The following is a 26,210-nucleotide window of genomic DNA, read 5'->3' as shown; positions in this document are numbered from 1 at the left end:
ACTTGAAATAGTATGAAATCATTGAAATTATTTCCTTTTTTATTTCTCCTTGCCGCCTGTACCGGCGGTACTCCGAAATATGATGCGACGGGAACGTTCGAGGCTACCGAAGTCATCGTTTCTGCCGAGGCGTCTGGAAAACTGCTGAGTTTCGATATCGAGGAAGGCACGACACTGATAGACGGGCAGGAAGTAGGCATTATAGATACCGTCCAACTCTATCTGAAGAAACTCCAGTTGGAGGCCAGTGTCAAGTCCGTGGAAGGCCAGCGGCCTGATATCCTGAAACAAGTAGCCGCCACTCAGGAACAGATTGTGCAGGCTCGACGCGAACGCGACCGTGTGTCCAATCTGCTCCGTGTGGGTGCCGCCAACCAGAAGCAGCTCGATGATGCCGAGTCCCTTCTCGAAGTCCTCCGCAAGCAGCTCGACGCACAGAACTCCACCCTGCGCAACAGTGACCGCAGCCTGACGTGGCAAAGCTCCTCTGTCGGCATCCAGGTGGCGCAGATAGAAGACCAGCTGCGCAAATGCCACATCACCTCTCCGCTGACGGGAACCGTCCTTGCCCAATATGCCGAAGCCGGAGAACTGGCTGCTCCCGGCACCCCTCTTTTCAAAGTGGCGGATATGGAGCAGATTTACCTCCGTGCCTACATCACCTCCGAGCAGCTTGCCGAAATCAAGCTGGGGCAGCAAGTGAAGGTTTATGCGGATTATGGAAAGGAAGTGCGGAAAGAATACCCCGGCATCGTCACCTGGATTTCCGATACGTCCGAATTCACTCCAAAAACTATCCTGACGAAAGACGAGCGCGCCAATCTGGTCTATGCCGTAAAGATTGCCGTGAAGAATGACGGGATGCTGAAAATAGGAATGTATGGAGGCTGTAACTTTAACTAATATCTCCAAACGTTACGGCAGCGTGGAAGCCCTGCGGGGTGTCTCTCTGTCAGTGGCTCCCGGTGAGCTTTTCGGCATCATCGGGCCGGACGGTGCGGGCAAGACATCGCTTTTCCGCATCCTCACCACTTTGCTGCTTGCTGACGGAGGCTCGGCCTCGGTCTGCGGTCTGGATGTGGTGAAGGACTACAAAGCCATCCGCAGGCGGGTGGGGTATATGCCCGGACGCTTCTCCCTCTATCCGGACTTGACGGTGGAGGAGAATCTCAATTTCTTCGCCACCGTCTTCCACACCACCATCGAGGAGAATTATGATTTGGTGCGCGACATTTACCGGCAGATAGAACCTTTCCGCAAGCGCCGCGCCAGAGCGTTGTCCGGCGGCATGAAGCAGAAACTCGCCCTTAGCTGTGCCCTTATCCATAAACCGGATGTCCTCTTTCTGGACGAACCCACTACGGGCGTCGACCCCGTGTCCCGCAAGGAATTCTGGGGAATGCTTCGCCGACTGAAGGAGCAGGGTATCACCATCATTGCTTCCACCCCCATCATCGACGAAGCGCGCCAATGCGACCGCATCGCCTTCATCAACGAAGGAGAGATAAAAGGCATCGATACCCCCGACCGTATCCTGACACGCTTTGCGGGCATCCTCTGCCCTCCGGGCTTGCAGCACGAACGGGTGGAAAACCACGAAAACAAGGTGATTGAAGTGGAAGGGTTGACCAAGCGGTTCGGTAATTTCACCGCTGTAGACCACATCTCCTTCCAAGTCCATCGGGGCGAGATTTTCGGTTTCCTGGGAGCCAACGGGGCAGGCAAGACCACCGCCATGCGCATGCTTACGGGACTTAGCCGCCCCACCGGCGGCAAGGCATGTGTGGCAGGTTTCGATGTGGCTTCCCAACCTGAAGAAGTGAAGAAGAACATCGGCTACATGAGCCAGAAATTTTCCCTTTACGAAGACCTCAAGGTGTGGGAGAATATCCGCCTCTTTGCCGGTATCTACGGCATCCCCGAAGCGGAGATTGCCCCCAAGACGGATGAACTGCTCCTCCGCCTCGGGCTGGAAAAGGAACGGGATACACTGGTGAAAAGCCTTCCGCTGGGCTGGAAGCAGAAGCTGGCCTTCTCCGTCTCCATCTTCCACCGTCCCAAGATTGTCTTTCTGGATGAGCCTACGGGTGGGGTGGACCCTGCCACGCGCCGCCAGTTCTGGGAGCTGATTTACCAGGCTGCCGACGAGGGCATCACCGTCTTTGTCACCACCCACTTTATGGACGAGGCAGAGTATTGCGACCGCATCTCCATCATGGTAGACGGCGTCATCCGTGCACTCGACACTCCCGGGGAGCTGAAACGGCAGTTCAATGCCACTACGATGGACGATGTATTCCAACAACTGGCTCGCCAAGCCGTGCGAACCGCCGACTGAGAATCCGTGAAATCCGCATTATCCGAGCCTAAATATAAATATAGACAATGAAACAATTCATATCTTTCATCCGAAAAGAGTTCTTCCATATCTTCCGCGACCGGCGCACGATGCTGATTCTGCTGGGCATGCCCATCGTGCAGATAATCCTTTTCGGTTTTGCCATCACCACCGAGGTGAAGAACGTGCGTGTGGCGGTGCTCGACCCGTCGAATGACGTAGTTACCCGCCGTATCATCGACCGCATGGATGCAAGCGAATACTTCACCGTCATCTGCCGCCTGCATTCTCCCGCCGATATGGAGGCTTCTTTCGGAAGAGGGGAGATTGACATGGCGCTTGTTTTCAGCGAGCGTTTCTCGGACAAGCTTTATACCGGCGAGGCGCGCGTGCAGCTTGTCTCCGACGCCACAGACCCCAATATGGCGACTATGCAGGCAGGCTATGCCGCAAACATCATCTCCTCTGCCGGGCAGGAGATGCTTCCGCCGGGAGTGCATGCCGCTGCCATTGTACCCCAGCTCAAGCTGCTGTACAATCCGCAGATGAAGAGTGCCTACAACTTCGTGCCGGGTGTCATGGGACTTATTCTGATGCTGATTTGCGCCATGATGACCTCCATCTCCATTGTGCGCGAGAAGGAGACGGGGACGATGGAGGTCCTGCTGGTTTCTCCCGTCAAACCGCTTTTCATCATTCTGGCAAAGGCGGTGCCCTATTTTGTGCTGTCGTTTGTCAACTTGACCACCATTCTTCTACTTTCGGTCTATGTGCTCGATGTTCCCGTGGCGGGCAGCTTGTTCTGGCTGGTGGTGGTGTCGCTGCTATTCATTTTTGTCTCCCTGGCGCTGGGGCTGCTGATTTCCACGGTCACCCGGACGCAGGTTGCCGCCATGCTGGTGTCCGGACTGATGCTGATGATGCCCACCATGTTGCTTTCGGGCATGATATTCCCCATTGAGAGTATGCCCGTTATCTTGCAGGCCATTTCAGCTGTGCTTCCTGCACGCTGGTATATCCAGGCGGTGCGTAAGCTGATGATTGAGGGAGTGGATGTTTCGCTTGTGCTGATGGAGGTCGGCATACTTGCCACGATGGCGGTATTGCTGATAACGGTGAGTTTCAAGAAATTCAAGCATCGGCTTGAGTAAAGAGCGGATATGAATTTTATATTAATTATTCAGGCAGAAGAACATAAGGACAAAAGGATACGGGAAATCTGTTCTTTTGTTCTTATGTCTAAAATCTTTAAAATATCGTCTTATGATAAAGTTTCTCATTGAAAAGGAATTCAAGCAGTTGTTCCGCAACTCCTTCCTGCCCAAGCTGATTTTCATTTTCCCGTGCATGATTATGATACTGATGCCCTGGGCCGCCAATCTGGAGATAAAGAACATCAATCTGAATATAGTGGACAATGACCACAGCGTCTTGTCTCGCCGTCTGGTAGATAAAATCGGTGCATCCACTTATTTCCGCCTGACAGCGCTTCCCGATACATATGATGAGGCTTTGCTGGCCATTGAAGCAGGTTCGGCAGATGTCGTGCTGGAGATTCCCCGTGATTTCGAAAAGGATTGGGTGAAGGGAGAGGCGCCCCGCCTGCTGGTGGCGGCCAATGCCGTGAACGGCACGAAGGGCAGTCTGGGAGGATCCTACTTGTCTTCCATCATCAGTGACTATACCCGTGAACTGGGTTCGGAGTCGTCTTCGCAAGGGCTTGCCGGGAAGCCGCTTCCCCGGGTGGACATCACTACGCAGAACCTTTACAACCCCACGCTGAACTACAAGCTTTTCATGATTCCTGCCCTCATGGTAATGCTGCTGACGCTGATTTGCGGTTTTCTCCCTGCCCTCAATGTGGTGGGCGAGAAGGAGGCGGGCACCATCGAGCAGATAAATGTCACCCCCGTCGGCAAGTTCACTTTCATTGCCGCCAAGCTGATACCTTACTGGCTGATAGGTTTTGTGGTGCTGACCATCTGTTTCGTTCTGGCATGGGTACTTTACGGCATTCTGCCGGCGGGACATTTCCTCACTATCTACGGCATGGTGCTGTTTTTTCTACCGGTGGTGTCGGGGTTCGGGCTGGTCATATCCAATCATTCGACCACGTTGCAGCAGGCCATGTTTGTCATGTGGTTCTTCATGCTTATCCTTATTCTGATGAGTGGTCTTTTCACCCCTATCCACAGTATGCCTGAGTGGGCGCAATGGATTACGCGTATCAATCCGCTGCGCTATTTTGTAGAGGTAATGCGTACCATCTATCTCCGTGGCGGCGGATTTGCCGAACTGCTGCCGCAGTTGGGAGCCTTGTTGGTCTTTGCATTGGTCTTCAATCTGTGGGCGGTAAAAAGTTATAAGAAAAGCAGTTAACTGATTTTTCCATATTAGCATCCCATTTGGCTCTTTTTCTTGAAAAAGGGCTACACCATTTGCCTTGGATAGCTACACCCTTTTGTGTTTAAGGCTACGCCATGAGGAGGAAAAGGTGTAGCCTTTTTATTATGGATAATAAAAGCTGTTTTTTGTGCGGAAAAAGAGTACAAGTAGTGATATGTATCTAATGATAAAGACAACTGTTATACTTGTCAATTAATTGATAGAGTTTATATGATATTTATCAGTTTCATTATTGGAGAAAACTCTTATCTTTGCACGCGAATAAATAAATATCTTATACCAAAATGAATACACAGACTACTTATCTTGCCTCGAAACCGCATTATGAGATTCTTGACGGACTTCGTGGCGTGGCGGCTGTCATGGTTATTATCTTCCATCTTTTTGAAGCACATGCAGGCGGCAGTCATCTTACTCAAATTATCAATCATGGCTATCTGGCAGTGGATTTCTTTTTCATGCTCTCCGGTTTTGTTATCGGTTATGCTTATGATGACCGTTGGAACCGGATGACCGTGGGCACTTTCTTCAAACGCCGTATCATTCGCCTGCATCCTATGGTGATTATGGGAAGCATTGTGGGCGCTGCCTTTTTCTATTTTCAAGAGTCGCCTTGTTTTCCACCTATCGAGAATACGTCTGTTGGAACCATGCTGCTGGTAATGTTACTAGGCTGTACTTTGCTTCCCCTTCCGCTGAAGTTCGACATTCGTGGCTGGACGGAAATGCATCCGTTGAATGGTCCGGCATGGTCGCTCTATTATGAATATATCGGTAATATTCTGTATGCGTTGTTTGTACGCAAGTTCAATAAGGTGGCCTTATCGGTGCTGGTATTTGTGGCAGGGTGTTTTACGGTGTACCGTTGTCTGACTGCTCCTGCTGGTGATATTGTGGGTGGTTGGGCCTTGAACTGGGAACAGCAGTATGTGGGCATGGTCCGGCTGATGTATCCGTTTTTCGGCGGATTGCTTCTGTCACGCCTCGGCTGGCTGATACGGCTTGAAAAGCGTGCTTTCTGGTGGTGTAGCCTGCTGATTGTGGTGGTTCTTTCCCTTCCCCGTATCGGAGGTGAGGACGGCTACTGGATGAACGGGCTTTACGAGGCTTTCTGTATTATCTGCATCTTCCCGGTCATTGTTTCGATGGGAGCCGGCGGCAAGGTGACCGGTAAGCGCTCTACTGCCGTATGCAAGTTCCTGGGAGATATTTCCTATCCGATTTATATCACCCATTATCCATTGGTATATACTTATACGGCTTGGGTATGCAACAATAACGCTACAATGGTGGAAGGCATCCCTTATATGATGCTTACTTTCGTTGGAGCTTTTGTTCTTGCTTATGCTTGTTTGAAACTGTACGACGAACCGGTGCGCAAGTGGCTGACAGATCGTTTTCTGAAAGGGAAAAAGAAATAGTTCCGCATAGCTATGGATATAAAAAATCTCCCGTTGCATTATCTTGTGCAGCGGGAGATTTTCTTTTTAATGGCCGGGCGTTATTTTACGTCGATGAATTTCTTGGCCTTTTCTTTTTCTGCTTCTGTAAACTTAGGCAATGTAATGTTCAACACGCCGTTTTCTACATGGGCGCCAATCTTTTCCTTGTCTACATCGTCCGGAAGAATCATGGTTTGCTGGAACTTGGTGTATGAGAATTCGCGACGCAAGTAGCGGCCTTCCTTCTTTTCGTCCTTGCTGTTCTCTTCCTTGCTTTCTGTTTTCTTTTCCATGCTGATGACCAGATTGTTTTCTTCGTCGATGTGAACGTTGAAGTCTTCTTTTGTCATACCGGGAGCAGCCAATTCAACTTTGTACTCTTTTGCTGTTTCGAATACGTTGATGGCAGGGGCGGTGGCATTTGCTTTTACCATCCAATCATTGTCAAAGAAATCATTAAAAATACTCGGTAACCAATTTTGGTTTCTTCTTACAGGCATCATAGTTATAGTCTCCTATTGTTTAAGTTAAACATGCTATTTAGTTTTGAACTCCGGTTCTTTGTCTTCGGGTGCCTGCCTTTTGGGTTTTTCACCATCCGTTTCTTGAACCGTCGTTCGCTAACTATATTGCAAACCTTATGCCAACCGGTCTTTGCTGACTCTATTGACTATTTGTCATTGAAAAACTGACTTATTTGCTTGTTTAATGTCATTTTGCTATCTTATTTATTTAAAATTGATAGATTTTCAGACTAATTTAAAACGCATTCTCCAACGCTTGGCTTCTTCGTCCCAATCGTGACTGATGATTTTGAAGGTTCCGATTTCTGATGTATTCTCCACATGTACTCCGATGCAGAGGCATTCGTCGTAATCGCCTACTTTCACGACACGTACCGTTTCCGAAGCACCATCGGGCAGGCGTTCCAAGTCGAAACGTCCTTGCGCTTCCTCTTGCGTAATGAATTCTGTTGTGACGGGCAGCTGTCGGGCGATTACCTCGTTTACGGCCTCTTCCAGCTTCTCTATTTCTTCTTCCGTGGGGCAGGCGGCAAGACGGTAGTCCAGCTTGCTTTTCTTCCGTTCTATGTGTGCTGATATGGAGCGGCTGCAACCGAATAACCTTATCATAGTCTGGTTGATGATGTGCTCCGTTGTATGCATAGGTGCAATTGACACATCCTGAAACTTGGGACTTGGCTTATTTATTACTATATTTGTTTCCATATAAACTGATATTGATGTAATTAACAGCGCAAAGATAATGAATAATATGGATAAGAAGGTACTAATCTATTGTCGTGTTAGTACGCAACAACAGACAACTGATAGACAAAAAGAGGAATTGTTGAAGTTTGCAGCAGAAAATCATTGGAACGTTGAAGAAGAGGATATTTTCATAGATGTTATTAGTGGTTTTAAAAAGGGAGAGTTCCGTCCTGAATATGTGAAGATGCTTGAAAGAGTTGAATATGGGGATATTGATATAATTTTATTCTCTGAATTTTCTCGTCTTGCAAGAAATGCTACGGAGTTATTAGAACAAATCAAATTGTTTATAGATAAAGGTATTAACTTGTATTTTGATAAACAAAAATTGTGGGTAAGAGATAGTAATAAAGATGTAGGTAGTATTATTTTATTGCATGTGCTTGCTGTTATGTCAAGCTATGAGATAGAATTGTTTGTTGAACGTTCATTAAGTGGCAAGATAACAAAAGTGCAAGCAGGTCATGGAGGCGGGGATGAACGTGCGTATGGTTATATGCACAATGAAAATAAACAGATTGTTATAAATCCTATCGAAAGTAAGATTGTTACCCGTATTTTTGAAATGTATGTTGGTGGATATTCTTCAATTCAAATATCAGAGATATTGAATGCTGAGAAAGTACCTGCTCCATACGTAAGAAAATTGAATGAGTACAAGAAGAATAGAGAAGCAAAAGGATTGGAGGTGAAAGAGTATAAATTTGATACAGATAATTTAAAATGGCGTATTTCTACAATAAACAGACTTATGCACAATGAGTTATATAAAGGTAATCGTAGAATAACATTTTATAAACCAGACCCTACCAATCCACTTCCGTTATCCGAAAGGCAAGATAGAGAGATTGTTTATGAATATTCGGAACATGTGGAAAGTCTGCGAATTGTATCAGACGAGTTGTTTCAGCAAGCCCAAGATAAACTTTCCAAAGCGCATTATAATAAGAATAATGCAGTCAGGCATGAGAATTTATTAAAACATTTAATGGTATGTGGCGAATGCGGTGCTAATTTTTCTGTAGGGAAATCAAATGAAACATCTAAAAATTATATCAGTGGTGGACGTACTTACAAATGTTATGGTAGAGTGAATCGTAAAGATAAACCACGAACATGCACGAATGGGGCAGAACTTCGACAGTGGAAATTGGATGGACTTGTTTTACAGTTGTCAATTCAAATGTTTGCTGAGATTAATATTCAGCAGACCAATATTTTAAAGATAGAAAATTTAGGGAAAGAAATCGAAGAGTTGGTTCAAATAAAATCATCAAAGAATACAGAATTGGTTGAAGCGGAGAATCTTTATAAAAAGACACTTAAACGTCTTATTGCGATTGAAGACGATGAGGTTGCAAAGAATTTGATTTCAGATGCAAAACATAAATATGATGAAACTAAAAACGTGTTGAACAAAACTATGGATAAATTGTCACGAGAAATTACAACAAAGAGAATTACTATTGATAATTTGAAGCGTTTGAATGCCAATCCTTTGTTGATTAATAAAATGGATGAGATTAGGAAAAATAGGGATTTGGTAAAGACTATGGTTGATGAATATATTGATAAAATTACTATATTTCGTTTACATGAACTTTGGTTGTTGGTCGTAGTATCTTATAAAGGAGGTGAGGAGATGTGGGGAACAATTAAATGCGCTCGTTATAAAAAAGAGGAGATGTTTTATGATGAATTGCATTGTCATTATGGTGTTGAATTTCAGGGATGGTTACTTAATAATACGGAACGTTGTTTTTCGTATGATAAAAGCACACATATTATTACTTATAATGGTGAAAGTAAAATATATGTGGAATTTAAATCAGGTGAGTATGATTACGGTACATTTAATCAAATGATACAAGAAACAGGATGGATGGGATGTTTCCCTTTTTATGCTTATGAAGATAGTGGTAAGGATTTAAGTGTACCTTCTAATGAAGGCTTTGGAAAATCTTTACAAGAGAATAGAATTGATTGGAAAGCACACAATGAAAAGGTCTTGGAACGTTTATTATCCAAGTTATAGATAAATTGTAATAGTCAAGACTTGTTCTGACATTTGTTTTACTATCGGACAAAAAAACTGTCAGATGTTTGTTGCGAAGTTACACAAGTTTCATCATCCTCACAACCGAATGAGATTTTATCCTGCTCATTCGGTTTTATCATTTCCTGATTTTGCAGTTGATACTTTCTTGCCACAGCGATTCCTTCGATAAAAGTTTGCATGGGCGTTTTCCCGAAACAGTACTTTCCAGAGTGTGTTCTTTGGGTATTGTAGGAGTTCATCCACATATCAAGGTCTGCTTGCAGCTGTTCGATAGAGGTATAGATTTTCTTTCTGAATGCAATAGCATAGAACTCATTCTGCACGGTTCTGTTAAATCGCTCACATATACCGTTTGTCTGAGGGCTTTTCGCCTTAATCTTAGAATGATCAATGTCTTCCACAGCCAAATACAATTCATACTCATGATTTTCTCTGTTTCCGCAGTATTCTGTTCCTCTATCTGTTAGCATACGCATCAGTTTCAAGTCATGCTGCTCGAAAAAAGGAATAACCCTATCGTTAAGCATATCGGCAGCAACAAGCGCATTCTTTCTGTCATACAACTTGGCAAATCCGATTTTGGAGTAAGTATCAATGACGGTCTGCTGATAAATGTGTCCCACACCTTTGATATATCCTACATAATAAGTGTCTTGGGCAAGTAGAAAACCGGGATAATAAGTTTCTATCTCTCCATGAGCCTGCTTTTCTTCTTTTGCTTTTTCCAATGCCGCCACTTGGTTCTCATCAAGGATAATGCCCTCTTGTTCCACTTTGGCTGACAATGCTTTCAGGCGTTTCTGGAAGGTCTCCATATCGTGCCGTAGCCAAATGGAACGCACTCCGCCCGGCGAAATAAGAATACCTTTCTTACGTAGCTCATTGGATACACGGACTTGCCCCAATGCAGGATTGTCTATCGCCATCTGTACGACTGCCTGCTCGATGTGTTCTTCCACACGGTTCTTTATGACAGGCTTACGGCGAGAAATCTCCTGCAAGGCGACTTCACCGCCTTGTTCATACAACTCTTTGAAACGATAAAAACTGTCACGACTGTAGCCCATAACCTTACAAGCACGTGATACGTTTCCTAACTGTTGGGAGAGTTCAAGCAATCCCAGTTTGTTCTTGATGACCTTTTCTGATGTTGTCATAACTTAATCTGTTTTCTGTTACAAATTTATTCTTTTTATACGTAACTGTCAGATTAAGTCTTGACTAATTCAGATAAATCTCTACCACCGTAACCCCTCACTCAGGGAGGAGGAAGTCCTCCCTATGGGGGGTATTTTGCATGTGGTTTGCTTTCGGGAGTCCCAAATTTTGGCTATATTTTTTTTGATTTCACCCAATTGTAGAGACTGCTTTTGCCGATTTTAATGCCCTGATTTTTCAGTGATTCCATATTTTCTTTAACTGATAAATTCATATCGTATAATTGTTTGAGTTGCATGTCTAATAACATTTTGGCAGCTATGTTTCGGGCTGCTTGTTTACTTATTCCATGTTTTTCGCAATACTTGGGATTGACAACAAACTGTTTTTCTTCTTTTTTCGGCTTAATACTTCGTTTAGTGTCATTCCAAGCGTCTTTTGCAATCTGATATAGTATCTTGTTGGAAATAACCTTATCTTGGTTATCGACGTAGTATCTGCGCTCACATACAAGGCAGTATAGTAAGTGCTCTACTGTAATATCAGGTAGCATTATCTTTCGGAGTAAACAACCATCATATAACAGTTTTCGTCTGTGTCCTGATTTTAATTTAACTGCATGGCTTTTATAGACAATTGTTCCGTCACCTTTGGTTAATGGCTCTTTATACCAATATCGGGTAATCTTTACATAATTGTCGGGCAGCAATATATAAGGTATATCCGAATCTGTTTCAGGTAATGGGGTAGCTTCAATAAATGGGTATTTTTCGGCATACTTACGTATGAAAATTTCTTCATTCATTTTATATCCCATACTCCAAAAGTCCTTCATAAATTCAGAATTAGCAATCGGACTTTCCAAGTCAGTTTGTATGTTGTTCTTCCTCTCTCTTTTTAATATACTATCTGAATTGGAAAAATAATTTTCATCAAATCCAAAATCCGTAGGACAAAATATATTATCATTATAATAATATACAATGTTATCATTGCCATTGCCTGCGAATTGCTGTGTAGCGTTCAAACATGTCTTATCTTTTAAATCAAAACCTTCAATCTCTTTCTGAATATTATAAACAATAGTATTAACTATACTTCTATAATATTCATTGCTTCTTATCGGTTCATTAAAAACATAAATCAGTCTAAATCTATTATTTACATTATCAATATTACTATATGTAGTATAAATGATGGTTGGCTTATGCTCGTCTTTTAATGATAAATAAAAGTCATTCATACTTAGAAAAGTATCATCAATATCTAAAATTATGCAGTCTGCAAAGTCAAAATTGGCAATCGTTTTTTCTCGTAGTCCAAATATTTTACCTACTGTTTTGAAGTTTTGACAAATGCAATGCCCTTCGCAAATATGGTTTACAAGTTCCTCTATCGTTATTGTATGGCGTTGGTAAGTTAGTGTTTTCCAATTATTAGGCTTGCTCTCAAATTTTTGCACGCTAACGCCAAGCGTGATTTTCTTTTTGTCATTATTAATCATTTTATATTATTGTGCAGTAGCCTTTTATCTACGCACTGACTTGAAAGGATTCCTATTCAAGTATTTTCAATGCAAATATACAACTTAGAACATATCACTACCACTTTTTTAATTAGAATTGGTAAAAAAGTTTTTTTGAGTTAAAGAAAAATATGCAAGTACGGTATATAGAATATGTTTTCTCTTTTTATATTATGTATCTCGTTTATATACCTTATAATAAAGCAGTTATAACTTATTTATATGGACTTAATAGTGTGGATTTATAGGTGTGATAACAGTTAGCTATCTATTTTTACCCCTATTTCCCGATTTTGATAGAAGTATTCCTTTCCTAATGATACATTTGCTATTTTGGTATGAATTTTCATTAGAAAGTCCATAATTTCTTAACGAGCCGTAACTTATTCCAAGTTCTTCGGGTGAAAAGTATTCAAATACATTGGCGATACTTCCAAAATAGTGGTGAGTATCATTCTCTTTTATATAAAGATGAATAACTGTTCGTTCTTTTTTCTCTTTTTCAGTCATAATTACAATAGTTTTATTGCAAAAATAGGAATTATATGGCATAAAATGAATAAATGTCATATATTTAACTATTTCTAGCGAAAATAAATTGCATGTATTAAGTATATGTCATATATTTGCATTGTAATTAAAACGAAGACGATATGAAACGATATAATAAACAACAGGTGATGAAGGATGCTCACAGACTTTACAAAAATGATTTTCAACGTAGGGGGCGCACATGGTCGGAGTGTTTGACAGCGGCTTGGAGTTGGGAAAAAGATGCTGTTAGAGTTCGTGAGGCGAAAGCGGCAAGACTTGATGCTATGATAGCTGCGAGTTGGGTGGCACACAATGCACGCAAAGATGAAAAGTCCAATAAAAACGAGTTTGAAGGTTTGTCTTCTGATGTCGTTTCTTATGCGATGGGTTATGGGCGGAACTTGTATTGCGGAGATTAAAAAAGTGTGAAATCAGCTATTTCTGATAGTAACTTACATTTATTGAATGGTCGTTTAGTAACTGTAAGTAATTAACTAAAAGTAGAATTATGGGTAACTATGTGGCATATTTGAGGCAATCTACTACCAAACAAGAAAAAAGCGGGCTGGGGATTGAGGCGCAAAGAAATATTATTCATTCTTTTGTGAAAGAAGGTCTAATAATAGCTGAATTTGTGGAAACCGAAAGTGGAAAAAAGTCAGACCGCCCTAAATTACAAGAAGCATTGGCTCTGTGCCGAAAAACAAATTCTATCCTTATTGTGGCGAAACTTGACCGATTAAGTCGTAATGTAGCTTTTACCTCAAAGTTATTGGAAAGTGATGTTGAAATTACATTTTGTGATTTTCCCCAAGCGAATCGCTTGATATTACACATTATAAGTAGTATTGCGGAATATGAAGCCAACTTGATAAGCCAACGTACACGATTGTCATTGAAGGCAAAAAAGGAACGAGGTGTTCAGCTTGGAAAAAGTGAAAATCTAATGAAAAAACATAGTGAGGCAATTGAACACAGCAATCAGACCAACAGAACCAAAGCGCAAAATAACGTCAACAACATGCGTGCGGTTGCATTGCTTCGTTCAATGGTAAAAGAGGAATTAACACTATCGCAAATGACAATTCGACTGAATGAACAAGGTTTTGTTACCTCTAAAGGCTGCAAGTTTCAGATTGTTCAAGTTCAACGATTGATACAAAGATATATAGTGTAGTGTTTTATCTTGCTTTAAAACACTACCTTTGTGAAAAATAAACAGCTCACAGAACGTTGCTAAGTTCGCTTTTTATATTTATATTTGCATTGTCATTGCATCGCAATGACAGACATAATAATTTATAGGAAGCGTTTTAGCTTTATTCCACTTTGATGAATCTCGACACCTCATCTTTGTGTAACATGGAATAATAAAGAACGTTCTTCCTTTGGTTTGTTATATATGTTTTTAAACAACATATACAGCCAAAGGTGTGAGCTGTTTTTCTTATTACTCAATTTGTTACACGGCAGTCGAGAGCCAATCAAAGGTTGGGAATAAGTCTATTCAGGCTCACACTTCTTTTTTATAATCCTTCCTTTTTGAGCCTACGGGAAACAGATTTTTACGGATATTATGGCACATGAAAAAATAACTTGTCCCTTTTGTGGTGGGATGGTTACTGTTGGTTCTGTGTGTGAATATTGTGGAAACTTTGTTTCTTCAACATCCTTTAAAGTAGATGGAGAAAAAAAAGACGCAATACACACTTCAAAACAAGAAACCATTAGGGCTGTTCAAAATGCAGAAAATGGGAGATGGGGTGTGTTGGATTCAGAAGGATTGCAAATTGTTCCTTTTGAATATGATAGTGTGCGTATAGTTCTTCCCTTTGTGATTATAGGCAAAAAAATGTCTTTGCGAAATAATGGAGAAAAACTATTGTTGGGGGCGTACAGTATCAAGTCAAAGAAGATATTAGTTCCTATTGAATATGATTGGATTGACGTTAAAAGTTATCGTTTGGAAGATGGTAAATGCTTTTACTTGGAAACAGCAAAAAATGTACTTGCTACGGTTCGTAATGAATTGAGGAGGGTTCGCAAATATGGCTTATATAATGGCAATAGTGAAATAGAACTGTTGCCATGTAAATATGAACGGTTTTCTTATTATGAAGGTGGTAGTTACCTTATATTTAGTGAAAACGATAAAAGCGGATTATGCAACATTCGAGAAGGAGAAGTTATGTTTCCTTGTATTTATAAAAATATATGGCTAATAGGCAAATACGTTGAAGTAACAGAAGATAAATACAGAGGATTGTACGATATTTCAAGTAATTATCCGATTCAAATATTACCAATTCTTTATGAGGAAATACGTTTGACTGATAATTGGTTACTTGTAAAAAAACAATATTGGGGAATATCAAATTATGCAGGTGAGGAAATTATACCTTGCCGATATGATAAAATAGAATATGATGGAGAGAATAAGCTACGTTTGTTTTATGATAATCAAACTAAACATGTGTTACAAATTGAATTAGATGGTGATAAGGTGGTGAAAGGGGATGCTCCTCATTTATCATCTGTAATATTGTCGCTCATTTTTTCTTTCTTTTCTTTTTTCTTTCTTAGTTTCCTTGCGGATGATTATTGGGTAGGAGTTGTTTTTTCTTCAATAACTGTTTGTTTTCCTTTGTTTCTTTATATTCATAATAAAAAATATGAAATACGATGAACCTTGTAGATGTAATTAAGTGTGAGGTAAACGACAAGGAACTTGTGTACAAGTTTTCGCCTGAAAATTTGCGATTAGGTTCGCAATTGGTTGTATATCCAACTCAGACAGCTTTTTTTGTAAAAGGCGGTGTGATTTTGGATGAATTTATTTGTGGTACATACACTTTAAAAACGGAGAACATTCCGTTATTGGGTAAACTGATAAATCTTCCCTTCAATGGGCAGACACCTTTTAAAGCGGAGGTTTGGTTTATCAATCAAATAGCCATTCTTGATTGTAAATGGGGTACAGCAAGCCCAATACAGATTGAAGACCCGAAATATGGGATTATCGTACCAATAAGGGCATTTGGACAGTATGGGTTTAAAATTATTAGCCCACGACAATTCTTGGAAAGTTTGGTAAGCAATATGACTTCGTTCACTGTAGAGAAACTTACCAATTATTTTAGGGGGATTATAATGTCTAAACTGACAAATATTGTTTCTGAAAAATTGTCCCAAGATGGAATATCGGTGATTAATATAAATTCACACATAAGTGACATATCCGAATTTTGCCAACAACGCATTGGCGTTGAATTTGAGAAGTACGGACTTAAACTTGAAAATTTCAATGTAATAGGAATTAATGTTCAAGAGAACGACCCAAGTTTTATCCGTTTGAAAGAAGCTAAAGACTTGGCAGCACGTTTAAAAATAACGGGAAAGGATGTGTACCAAATGGAGCGTAGTTTCAATGTTTTGGAGAATGCGGCTTCCAATGAAGGAGGTGGGCTTGTCAGCTCAGGCGTTGGAATTGGAATGGGACTAAATATAGGTAATCAAGTCGGTAGTATGGCGATGAACACATTAAATGTTAATCCCCCATCATTAACAGTGCCTCCCCCATTGCCCGTCCAAGAATATTATATTGCGGTCAATGGGCAGCAACAAGGGGCTTTTGACTTCAATACTATTAAAGTGAATATTGAAAACGGGACAATTCAGGGAAATACTTTAATTTGGAAAAAGGGGATGGCTAATTGGGGATTTATATCCCAACTTCCTGAATTTTCATCTTTCTTCAATGAATTACCTCCCAAGTTACCAACCATGTAATTTTATCGGCTATGAAACAGATTATAATAGTAATAGGAATAATCCTTTTAGTTGCCAATCTACTGTTTGGCTTGATACTTTCATCTTATGAAGTGTTCAACTTGTTTGTCAGTAGTTTGGTTATAGTCGCTACTACTGCGCTATTATTTTGTTTGAATGTGATAGCACTAAAAGATGGTTTTAAAATATCGTTGCATGTACTGTTTTCCATATTGGGAGCTATAGAGTTTGTATTATCGTTGTTTTCTTCCAAAACTTTTGAAAACAATTGGTTTCTATTGGTTATAGTATTGTCTCTTGCAGTACAAAGTATCATTCTGTTAATTACTAACAAGGTCTCAATTAAAATTAAATAGGAAGTGGAATACATTACATGTAAAAAGTGTGGTTGCCAAATGTCTGCCATGTCGGAAGCGTGTCCCATGTGTGGCACACCGACTAACGAGAATGTACAGACGACAAATACTTCATCCAAGAATGAAACAGAGAAATGCGAGCAAACATCCAATGTTTCAATCTTAAAAAGTGGCAAAAGAGTATATTGGGGTGTTGCTGCGGTTCTTACTATCCTTTTTATTGTGTATGTTGGATATAAGGTTGGTAATCGTCAGAATGAAAATAAAAAAAACGTCACGGGCATACAACAGACCAATAACGAACAACGTGATACGTTTAAACGGGAAATCCCCATTAAGAACACAGAAACGAAAAAAAAACTGACAGAAACGGATATAAAAGAAGCATTTCTGCGACATTGGAAACACTACAAAGGTGATAGAGAGCTTATTCCGTTAGAAAAGTGCAGTGAAGGGTATAATATCTTTATTGGGGATTTGGATGGTGACGGTATAGATGATGCGGTAGTTAATGCGTATGTTACTCCGAGTGCGAAAGAAATATCCGACAATGATTATGAAGACAAGTCCTATATATTTTGTTTTCTGAATAATGGTAAATCTTACAAACTTGCTGTTGCAACAAAATTATATACTATGTTCTTTGTTACAAATATAAACAATGGAGAAATACATGCCTATCGCATTGAATATATGAAGAGAATGAATGACGGAAAAAGAACTGCCATAAAAGACAGCCATATTTTCAAATATGACGGTGATAAATTGGTGGATTTGGGTGGAACTAAAAGGCTTGTTGATGAAGAAAATCCCCAAATAGAGCGAAGAAGCGAAAATGCAGGATTAATAGAAGGATATTTTTACCGTTATGAGGGTGATATGAAAGGTTTTCCCATAAAGGTGGATTTTGGAGTTTTGTCAAATGGCATGATAAATGGTGAATACCAAAATGTAAAGTATGGTACGGTGTTAGATTTGACAGGGCAATTAATATCCGATAAATTGCAGTTGGTTGGTGAAAGCCAAAATGAGAAAATTGTCTTTGAACTTTCTTTTTCTTCTCCCGAACATTTAAAAGGATATGGGAAGGTTGGTGATAATTCACTGTTTGTCAATTTGAAACAGATTTCAAATGAAATAATAAACGATAGTCATTAACGAGCACTTAAAAATACAGAAGTATGAAAAATATTTTAGTAACAATCATTTTAACAAGTGTCAGTGTATGCGTATTCGCTCAAAAAACGAATAACAAAGGTGAGTATATGGTGAAAAGCATACATTGGGTTAATGCTTTTACTCAAAAAGAGGTTGGCAACAAAGGGGATAAGTGGTATCATTTCAAGTATAACGATGATGGAAACCTGATTGAAGTACGGAAAGAGTATTATCAGAATTTCAAGAACAAGACAGTTGAAATTTTTACCCTTTCCAATAATCGGTATCAATTCATTTCTTATGTGAATGGCAAACAAGACCCCTATACCAAATGTGAATTTACTTTTAATGAACAAGGATATATAGACAAACTATATGATTATTCTACAAAAGGTGTAGAAGCAGGAACTCTTTTTACATTAATATATTACGATAATGGAGATTTAAAAAGCATTGATGATTTATTTGAGGAGAAAGGCGGTAATCGGTATAAAATCCATAACTACGAGGAATATACTTGGGAAAATGGCAATATGATTAAGTACCATTATACCAATGACGATAATATTACACAGACTTTTGATATTCATTATGGTAATAAAGCCAATAATACCAACATTAATTTATCATCATTGATAAAGCATTATAATTCCCCTTATAATGAACATATACTGTTTGCAACTGAATGGTGTGGCAATAAGCCAAATAATCTTATTTCATATCAGGATATGAAAGATGATACTTTCGATTACATTTATGAAGGTAATCTATTGAAGAAAATCAATAAAAAGAATAGTTCTTACTCCAAAGGATATTACTTGATTGAATATGTATATTAATTGCTAATACGTTAATTATGAACTTTATACAAAAAATATTCAATATTTCTACTACTAATAATAATCCTCTAATTCCATTTGATGAAGTGGTGGCGAAAAAAATGTGGCGATATTTACAACATGGATTTGTGCTAATAGGAGTTAATGATGTTGATTGCGTAGAGAAAGGAGTAATAAAAGAACTACAAACGGATATTATGAAAAAAGATTTCCGTTATATTCCAATATTCGATTACTGCATAAATGAGGGCTATTTGCTTACCTTTGCTGTCGTCAATTTTAATAAGCGTAAAGAACAGTGCGATTTTACTATTTTAAAAAGTTTTGTATCAGAAATATCGGTTAAATACCAACAGAAGGTGTCTATTTGCAAAGTATCTTCATGTACTTCCGTAATTTCTTTGATTGATGCTTTCTTTGAAGTTTGCTTAAAAGAAAATGGTTTGCCTCACGTATGTAAGGGTTATTATCTCAATCCTTCACCGATGTCTTATTCGGAAAGATATATGCGTGATATGAAAATGAATGAGATATTTATTGATATATGACAATGGGTAAGATTGACTTACTCAAAGTTGTATATGATTCTTTAAGTACTAGAGAAGTATGGCGATACTTCTCTATTCATTATCTTTTTTGAGGGAGTAATCTCGTTTTTCGGGGTTACTCTTTTTATTGTCTTTGCGCAAATTTAGGTGCGTAAAAGAGTGCGTAAATTGATTTGCGTAAGATAAATGCGCAATTATGATTTTTTAGTATATGATTTAATGCTCTGTATTATAGTTGATTAATTAAGGATGTGTTCATTTCTGCTGTATGCATAGGAGGGTACTCCTGCTTGTTGTGGTCATTGAGATGAGGTTGTTGTTCCATGTATAATTTCAATAGTTGATATATATTTGATATTTTATTGTTTGAGGTTGGCCAGCACTTCTTCTTTCAAGATGCTGTATATATGTATATCTGTATATTCTCCAGAAGCCAGCAGTTCTCCGCAACGTTCTGTTCCTTCATGGATGAAACCGAGGCGAACCGGTATCGCGTTGCTGGCTGCATTGCCCACGGCACAGCGAATTTGTATCCGCTTTATCTCTTTTTCTTGTACGGCCCACAGACACAGCTTGCGGACACTTTCAGTAATGATGCCCCGGTGCTGGTATTCCGGCAGTAGCCAATAGCCGAGTTCTGTACGGTGGTTGTCGAAATCGGAGAAATGGAAACCTATCAGTCCGCAGATTTCATGCTGCTGGTTCCAAATACCGAATATAGGTTCATTTCGTTCGGCAGGAGCAGATAGTACCTGACGTAAAAAAGCTTCTTCATCAGCTGTTGTGCGCATATTATCCACAAATGGCAGCCATGTTCTTAAGTAATCTCGGTGTGTGTCGATGGCATAGTAGATGGCTGCGGCATCTTCCATTCTGATTTCCTGCAGATAAATGTCCGGAAGGATGGGGAAGGAGATGGGAGAGGGGAGGATATGTACGTCTCTTGATTGGGAAAGCTGTATCCTTTCCTTGATTTTTCCCCAGGCATGTGTATCGAACAGACAGCTTTCACGCATGGTGTGATACATCTCCTTGAACCGGGACATGGGGATAGTGAAGCTCAATAAGTCCGCTTCGAAGTATGGGCGGACGGAGGGGTCGAAGAATCCCAGGAAAGTGCGTTTCCCTTGTTTCCGGTTTTCAATGATGGTTTGGGTAATGACGGAGCAACAGCCGGAGCCGAATGGGGCTGCCACGGCATCCAATGCATTGTTGTCGAAGAAGGTCCATGTCACCAGTCCGGATAGAATGTCGGGAGTTGGCAGGAACAGCACGCCTTCCACCTCGTCAAAGGAAGGTATCTTGTCTATGCGGGCAAAATGCAGATAGGCTTTGTCCGCTTTGGGAATCTGTAGCTCATTGACAAAATCTACCACCATTTCGGGAGTCTTCTTGTATTTCTCTTTCAAGGAGACAAAACCCGGGACGCGCTCGGGCATTTCTGTAAATCCGGTATAGAACTTGCCTCCTCCGCAAGTGATTGTTTCATTGCTGAGACTGACGGTTTTGCCGTCTCCGACTTGTTTCATGCATTTGAAGAGACAACCGGTTACTTTCTCTGTAGATGCCTCCATTCGGTCTGAATACCAAAAGGCGATGGGGAGTTCGGCATGTTGGCCGAAAGCTTCTTGATAATTGGCAATAAATGTGTGTATATCCATGATGCTCGGATGATATTTATGATATGGTCTTTCTTTGGATTTTCCGTAAAGGTAATTCAATATTTTGATTCTTTTGCTTGCAGTATGCCTTTTTATCACTCTGCTTTCGAGCTTTTAATGATAGTAGAATAGGTTTTTATGGTATTTTAATTACTTTTGCATGAGGATTCTCAAAAAGTATTGCCTTTAACTAATCGGAAAGCCGGATGAAAAATATAATCATATTCTTGTGTCTTTGCACCATCTGTATGTGCCGCCTTCATGCTGCAGACAGCAGCCGGGCGGATTCTTTGCTGCTGAAACTGGACCAGGCGATAAAGGAGCGTCCCATATATATGGAGCAGAAGGAGCTGAAACTGGCGGAATTGAAAAGACAGTTGCATCGGCAGATACCGGATGAAGAACGTTTTGCCATTCTTGGCACATTGCTGGATGAGTACCGTTCGTTCAATACGGATTCTGCATTGCACATGGCCGAGGAAAGGGAACAGATAGCCATACGTCTTGGAAACCGGGAATACATAGACAATGCCCGCATGAATAAAGCAGATGTTTTGGGAATGACCGGTATGTATAAGGAAGTTATGGATTTGATGCGGAATATCCATATAGACCGGTTGTCGGTGGATATCCATCCATATTATTACCATATCTACCGTACGGTCTATGGCCTTATGGCCGATTATGCCGTGACGGCATATGAAAAGAAGCTTTATACGGAGCTTACGGACAAATATCGTGATTCGTTGCTGTTGGTCAATAAAGATAATCTTCTGATACATACCTTGATTCAGTCCGACCAGTATAATGTACGCAATGAATATGACAAGGCCATCCGTTTGCTGACGGATTATCTGGCGCTGCAGAAGGACTATGAACACGACGTTGCGATTTGTGCCTATACTTTATCAGAGTCTTACCGGCTGAAAGGGGACAAAGAGAAGGAAAAGGAATACTTGATTGTTTCTGCTATGGCGGATATGAAAACCGCTGTCCGTGAATATATCTCTTTACGCAAGCTCGCCGTACTGCTTTACCAGGAAGGAGACATCGAGCGTGCCTATTCTTATGTAAAGATATGTATGGAAGATGCAGCCGCCTGCAATGCCCGGTTGCGCAAGCTGGAGATTCTGGAAATCTTTCCCATCATTAATGATGCTTACCAGCAAAAGACGGAGAAGCAGCAGGAGCAGATGAAATGGGCACTGGTATCTATCAGCCTGCTTTCACTTTTTCTGTTGCTTGCCATATTTTATGTATACAAGCAGATGAAGAAAGTGGCTGCTGCCCGCAGGGAAGTGATTGACGCCAACAAACGGTTGAAGGAGCTGAATGATGAGCTTCACCTTTCCAATGCACAACTCAAGGAGGCCAACCACAGCATTGCCGAAAACTCCTATCTGAAGGAGGAGTATATCGGCCGTTATATGGACCAGTGCTCGGTCTATTTGGAAAAGATGGACAATTACCGCCGGTCGCTGGGAAAGATTGCCGCTACCGGAAATGTGGAGGAACTCTACAAGAACATCAAGTCTTCTAAATTCATAGAGGGGGAATTAAAGGAATTCTATACCAACTTTGATAATACCTTCCTGCAGCTGTTTCCTACTTTTGTAGAAGACTTCAATGCCCTGCTTGCCGATGATGAGCAAATATCCTTGAAAGCCGGCGAACGGATGAATACAGAGTTGCGCATCTTTGCATTGATACGTTTGGGCATTACTGACAGCGTGAAGATAGCCCAGTTCCTTCGGTATTCTGTTACCACCATTTATAACTATCGTACGAAGGTTCGCAACAAGGCTGCCGGTGACCGCGACTTGTTGGAACAGGAAGTGATGACAATTGGCAAGTCGAAGAACTGAGAATAGGGGTTTTGAAGCTTGGAAGTGTCTCTTTTTACGCTTATATTTTCACTACTTTTTTAGTTGGGTAATGATTTTATATATTATTGGTATATAGCGGTTTAAGCCTTTTTGAATGATGTAAACCACTACTTTTTTACTCTTTCCTCCACTATTGGCTTCTCTTATCTGATACATTTGCATTGTTCCTCTTCGGAAAGAGTGACACATGTGATTTATGTTTTTATTATTAACTTTAAATTCTTATATTATGCAAAAGTACAAAATGCCAATCAGCAGGCTACGGATGATGGTTTGTCTGATAGGAATGTTACTTCCGATGTGCATGTTCGCACAGCAAATTACAGTACAAGGTGTAGTGAAAGACCAGACCGGTGAAACGGTTATTGGCGCCAGTGTAATGGAAAAAGGAACCACAAATGGGACAATAACCGGTATTGACGGTGATTTCTCTTTGAACATGTCTTCGAACGGTACTCTTGTCGTTTCATTTGTAGGCTATAAGACTCAAGAGGTGCAGGTGAAGGGACAGAAACAGCTTCAGGTAGTTTTGTCTGAAGATGCCGAAATGCTGGATGAAGTGGTGGTGATAGGGTATGGCACCATGAAGAAAAGCGACCTTACAGGAGCAGTGTCCTCCATCGGTAACAAGGATATCAAGGATTCCCCCGTATCCAATTTGGGACAAGCCATCCAGGGAAAAATCTCAGGTGTGCAGATTGTAGATGCCGGTAAACCGGGAGACAATGTATCCATCAAGATTCGTGGTTTGGGTTCTATCAACAACTGCGACCCGCTGGTCGTGATTGACGGAGTGCCTACCGACTTGGGCTTGTCTTCCTTAAATATGGCCGATGTGGAACGTTTGGATGTATTGAAGGATGCTTCGGCCACAGCCATCTACGGTTCCCGGGGAGCTAATGGAGTTGTGATGATTACCACCAAACGCGGTACGGAAGGAAAAGGAAAACTTGCTGTATCTGCCAATTACTCTTTCCAGAATGCTACGAACGTACCTTCTTTATTGAACGCGGCGCAGTATGCCGAGTTGAGTAATGACATGATGGTGAACAGTGGACGCAATCCTAATCCGGAATGGGCCAATCCTTCTGAATTGGGTGCAGGTACCGACTGGATGGATGAATTGCTCCGTACGGGTGTGATGCAGAACTATACGGTAAGTTATTCCGGCGGTAACGAGAAATCCCATTATTATGTGTCCGGTGGTTTTCTGGATCAGTCCGGTATCGTGAAGAGTGTGAATTACCGTCGCTTCACATTCCAGTCCAACAGTGATGCGCAAGTCTTGAAATGGTTGAAGTTCTCCAATAACATTACGTTCAGTGCCGATACGAAGAAGTCGGGCAGCTATAATATAGGTGATGCGCTGAAAGCGCTCCCCATTTATCCGGTGAAGAATGAAGATGGCAGTTGGAGTGGCCCTGATGGTAACTCGGAATGGTATGGCAGCACGCGCAACCCCATTGGACCGACGGAACTGAACAAGAGTCAGACTGATGGATATAACTTCCTGGCCAACTTGACGGCAGAACTTACTTTTACCAAATGGCTTAAGTTTAAAAGTACTTTCGGCTATGATGCCAAATTCTGGTTCATAGACAACTTTACCCCCAAGTATAACTGGAAACCCACTCCCACAGAGGAGACTTCACGTTATAAGAGCGATAACAAGTCGTTCACTTATTTGTGGGACAACTATTTCCTATTCGACCATACTTTTGCAGAAAAACATCGTGTGGGATTGATGGCCGGTATGTCTGCCCAATGGAACACCAACGACTACCTGAATGCGCAGAAGAATGTGTTTATGTTCGACAATGTGCACGAAATGGATAATGGCGAGGAAATGTATGCCATCGGTGGAAACGAGACAGAGTGGGCATTGCTCTCTTACATGGCACGTGTCAACTACTCTTACGAAGACCGCTATTTGCTGACTGCAACCATTCGTCGTGACGGTTCCAGCCGTTTCGGTAAGAAACATCGCTGGGGTACTTTCCCTTCCGTATCTGTGGCATGGCGTGCCTCTCAGGAAAAGTGGTTTCCAAAAAACGACTATATCAATGACCTGAAAGTGCGTGCGGGATACGGTGTGACCGGTAGCCAGGCAAGTGTTGGAAACTACAGCTATCTGGCATCCTACAATACCAGTGTATATCCTTTCGGCATTTCGAGCGGCAATCAGACAGCGCTGGTTTCTTCTACTCTCGCCAACCCGTATATCCATTGGGAAGAGGTGGCACAAACCAACATCGGTTTTGATGCCTCACTGTTCAATTCACGCGTTATGTTCTCGTTCGATGCTTATCTGAAGGAGACGAGAGACATGCTGGTAAAGGCGTCTATCCCCATCACATCGGGATTTGAAGATACTACAACCACGTATACCAATGCCGGAAAAGTACGTAATCAAGGTATTGAAATGAGTCTGCATACCATCAATCTTACCGGTGAACTGGGATGGGAAACGAACGTGACCGCCACTTACAACAAGAATAAAATTAAGGATTTGAACAGCGACGTTCCTTATTACATTAACCAAATCAATAACTCCTATGTAACGATGCTGGCAAAGGACTATCCCATTAATGTCTTCTACGGCTATGTTACGGACGGAATCTTCCAGAACCAGTCTGAAGTGAATACACATGCCGTGCAGCCGGGAGCTGAGCCGGGTGATATCCGTTTCAGGGATTTGAACAACGATGGTGTCATCAATGATAGTGACCGTACCGTCATCGGTAACCCGAACCCAAGTTGGCTGTTCTCTATGAACAATAGCCTTTCCTATAAGGGTTTCGAACTTTCTGTTTTCTTACAAGGTATAGCCGGAAATAAGATATACAATGCCAACAATATCGACAATACCGGTATGGCAGCCGCCTATAACCAGACTACCGACGTACTGAAGCGTTGGCAAGGAGAGGGGACCAGCAATTCGATGCCGCGTGCCGTGTTCGGCGACCCCAATCAGAATACACGCGTGTCGGACCGCTTTGTGGAGAATGGTTCTTATCTGCGTTTGAAGAATATCACACTTTCATACACTTTCCCAAAGCAGTGGTTACAGAAAGCCCAGATTGAGAATGCACGCCTTTCCCTATCTTGTGAGAATGTGGCTACCATCACCGGATATTCCGGTTTCGACCCCGAAGTGGGTATTAACGGAATAGACCAGAACCGTTACCCCATTTCCCGTACGTTCAGCTTAGGATTAAACTTTAACTTTTAATGATTGAC

The 26,210-nt window shown here is 41.4% G+C and carries 21 protein-coding genes; 15 read left to right on the top strand and 6 right to left on the bottom strand.

The genetic code is table 11. The features are described 5' to 3' along the window. Positions 1–12 precede the first annotated feature (12 nt). From JXR92_RS13760 to JXR92_RS13740, 5 genes are all read left to right on the top strand, one after another. Positions 13–903: an HlyD family secretion protein gene (locus tag JXR92_RS13760; RefSeq protein ID WP_005827632.1), complete on the top strand. Its 891-nt coding sequence runs from the start codon at positions 13–15 to the stop codon at positions 901–903. Then, a complete protein-coding gene (locus JXR92_RS13755; protein ID WP_138345942.1) occupies positions 881–2,338 on the top strand; it encodes an ATP-binding cassette domain-containing protein in 1,458 nt (485 codons plus the stop codon). The genes JXR92_RS13760 and JXR92_RS13755 overlap by 23 nt, the downstream gene beginning before the upstream one ends. Before the next feature lie 47 nt (positions 2,339–2,385). Beyond that, positions 2,386–3,489 (top strand): ABC transporter permease, encoded by a 1,104-nt coding sequence (locus JXR92_RS13750; protein WP_016273869.1) that lies wholly within the window; start codon positions 2,386–2,388, stop codon positions 3,487–3,489. Positions 3,490–3,601: 112 nt separating this feature from the next. Next, positions 3,602–4,717: an ABC transporter permease gene (locus tag JXR92_RS13745; protein ID WP_138345941.1), complete on the top strand. Its 1,116-nt coding sequence runs from the start codon at positions 3,602–3,604 to the stop codon at positions 4,715–4,717. A gap of 311 nt (positions 4,718–5,028) precedes the next feature. Next, positions 5,029–6,165, top strand: coding sequence for an acyltransferase family protein (locus JXR92_RS13740; protein WP_138345939.1), 1,137 nt, complete (start codon positions 5,029–5,031; stop codon positions 6,163–6,165). Positions 6,166–6,245: 80 nt separating this feature from the next. Here the strand turns inward: JXR92_RS13740 and JXR92_RS13735 are convergent, their stop codons facing one another. Further along, positions 6,246–6,689, bottom strand: a complete 444-nt coding sequence (locus JXR92_RS13735; protein ID WP_171030452.1) for an Hsp20/alpha crystallin family protein — start codon at positions 6,687–6,689, stop codon at positions 6,246–6,248. 246 nt (positions 6,690–6,935) lie between these two features. After that, positions 6,936–7,415, bottom strand: coding sequence for an alanyl-tRNA editing protein (locus tag JXR92_RS13730; protein ID WP_138345937.1), 480 nt, complete (start codon positions 7,413–7,415; stop codon positions 6,936–6,938). Between the two features lie 46 nt (positions 7,416–7,461). Between JXR92_RS13730 and JXR92_RS13725 the strand changes: the two genes are divergently transcribed. Beyond that, positions 7,462–9,492 carry a recombinase family protein gene (locus JXR92_RS13725; protein WP_226791181.1) on the top strand — a complete coding sequence of 677 codons (2,031 nt, stop codon included), beginning with the start codon at positions 7,462–7,464 and terminating at the stop codon, positions 9,490–9,492. Between the two features lie 41 nt (positions 9,493–9,533). Here the strand turns inward: JXR92_RS13725 and JXR92_RS13720 are convergent, their stop codons facing one another. The 3 genes from JXR92_RS13720 to JXR92_RS13710 form a co-directional block, all read right to left on the bottom strand. Continuing rightward, positions 9,534–10,673 carry an IS481 family transposase gene (locus JXR92_RS13720; RefSeq protein ID WP_094582489.1) on the bottom strand — a complete coding sequence of 380 codons (1,140 nt, stop codon included), beginning with the start codon at positions 10,671–10,673 and terminating at the stop codon, positions 9,534–9,536. Positions 10,674–10,846: 173 nt separating this feature from the next. Continuing rightward, complete coding sequence (locus JXR92_RS13715; RefSeq protein ID WP_138346477.1) at positions 10,847–12,178, bottom strand: hypothetical protein; 1,332 nt, start codon at positions 12,176–12,178, stop codon at positions 10,847–10,849. A 285-nt stretch (positions 12,179–12,463) separates the two neighbouring features. Beyond that, positions 12,464–12,709, bottom strand: coding sequence for a hypothetical protein (locus tag JXR92_RS13710; RefSeq protein WP_138346474.1), 246 nt, complete (start codon positions 12,707–12,709; stop codon positions 12,464–12,466). A 143-nt stretch (positions 12,710–12,852) separates the two neighbouring features. On the opposite strand from JXR92_RS13710, the gene JXR92_RS13705 reads away from it, so the two are divergent. The 7 genes from JXR92_RS13705 (at position 12,853) to JXR92_RS13675 (ending at position 19,423) form a co-directional block, all read left to right on the top strand. Then, a complete protein-coding gene (locus JXR92_RS13705) occupies positions 12,853–13,152 on the top strand; it encodes a hypothetical protein (protein ID WP_138346471.1) in 300 nt (99 codons plus the stop codon). A gap of 89 nt (positions 13,153–13,241) precedes the next feature. Further along, positions 13,242–13,910 carry a recombinase family protein gene (locus JXR92_RS13700; protein WP_138346468.1) on the top strand — a complete coding sequence of 223 codons (669 nt, stop codon included), beginning with the start codon at positions 13,242–13,244 and terminating at the stop codon, positions 13,908–13,910. A gap of 399 nt (positions 13,911–14,309) precedes the next feature. Continuing rightward, entirely contained in the window at positions 14,310–15,419 is a 1,110-nt protein-coding gene (locus tag JXR92_RS13695) for a WG repeat-containing protein (protein WP_138346465.1), read from the top strand. Continuing rightward, the gene (locus tag JXR92_RS13690) at positions 15,416–16,522 is read left to right on the top strand and encodes an SPFH domain-containing protein (protein ID WP_138346462.1); all 1,107 of its coding nucleotides are present in this window, start codon (positions 15,416–15,418) and stop codon (positions 16,520–16,522) included. Before JXR92_RS13695 ends, JXR92_RS13690 begins: the two co-directional genes overlap by 4 nt. 359 nt (positions 16,523–16,881) lie before the next feature. Continuing rightward, positions 16,882–18,036: a hypothetical protein gene (locus JXR92_RS13685; protein ID WP_226791179.1), complete on the top strand. Its 1,155-nt coding sequence runs from the start codon at positions 16,882–16,884 to the stop codon at positions 18,034–18,036. A 23-nt stretch (positions 18,037–18,059) separates the two neighbouring features. Continuing rightward, the gene (locus JXR92_RS13680; RefSeq protein WP_138346458.1) at positions 18,060–18,875 is read left to right on the top strand and encodes a hypothetical protein; all 816 of its coding nucleotides are present in this window, start codon (positions 18,060–18,062) and stop codon (positions 18,873–18,875) included. Between the two features lie 17 nt (positions 18,876–18,892). Beyond that, positions 18,893–19,423 (top strand): hypothetical protein, encoded by a 531-nt coding sequence (locus tag JXR92_RS13675; protein ID WP_138346455.1) that lies wholly within the window; start codon positions 18,893–18,895, stop codon positions 19,421–19,423. Positions 19,424–19,782: 359 nt separating this feature from the next. On the opposite strand, the gene JXR92_RS13670 is transcribed toward JXR92_RS13675, so the two are convergent. Continuing rightward, a complete protein-coding gene (locus JXR92_RS13670) occupies positions 19,783–21,084 on the bottom strand; it encodes a GNAT family N-acetyltransferase (RefSeq protein WP_138346452.1) in 1,302 nt (433 codons plus the stop codon). A 206-nt stretch (positions 21,085–21,290) separates the two neighbouring features. On the opposite strand from JXR92_RS13670, the gene JXR92_RS13665 reads away from it, so the two are divergent. Continuing rightward, on the top strand, positions 21,291–22,949 hold the full coding sequence (locus tag JXR92_RS13665; RefSeq protein ID WP_117600890.1) for a DUF6377 domain-containing protein: 1,659 nt from the start codon (positions 21,291–21,293) through the stop codon (positions 22,947–22,949). Positions 22,950–23,199: 250 nt separating this feature from the next. Then, positions 23,200–26,202, top strand: coding sequence for a SusC/RagA family TonB-linked outer membrane protein (locus JXR92_RS13660; RefSeq protein WP_057089473.1), 3,003 nt, complete (start codon positions 23,200–23,202; stop codon positions 26,200–26,202). The last annotated feature ends 8 nt before the right edge of the window (positions 26,203–26,210 follow it).

Source organism: Bacteroides parvus (assembly GCF_017309675.2).
In the GTDB taxonomy this organism is placed as follows: domain Bacteria; phylum Bacteroidota; class Bacteroidia; order Bacteroidales; family Bacteroidaceae; genus Bacteroides; species Bacteroides uniformis.
This window is presented reverse-complemented; position numbering and strand designations above follow the sequence as displayed.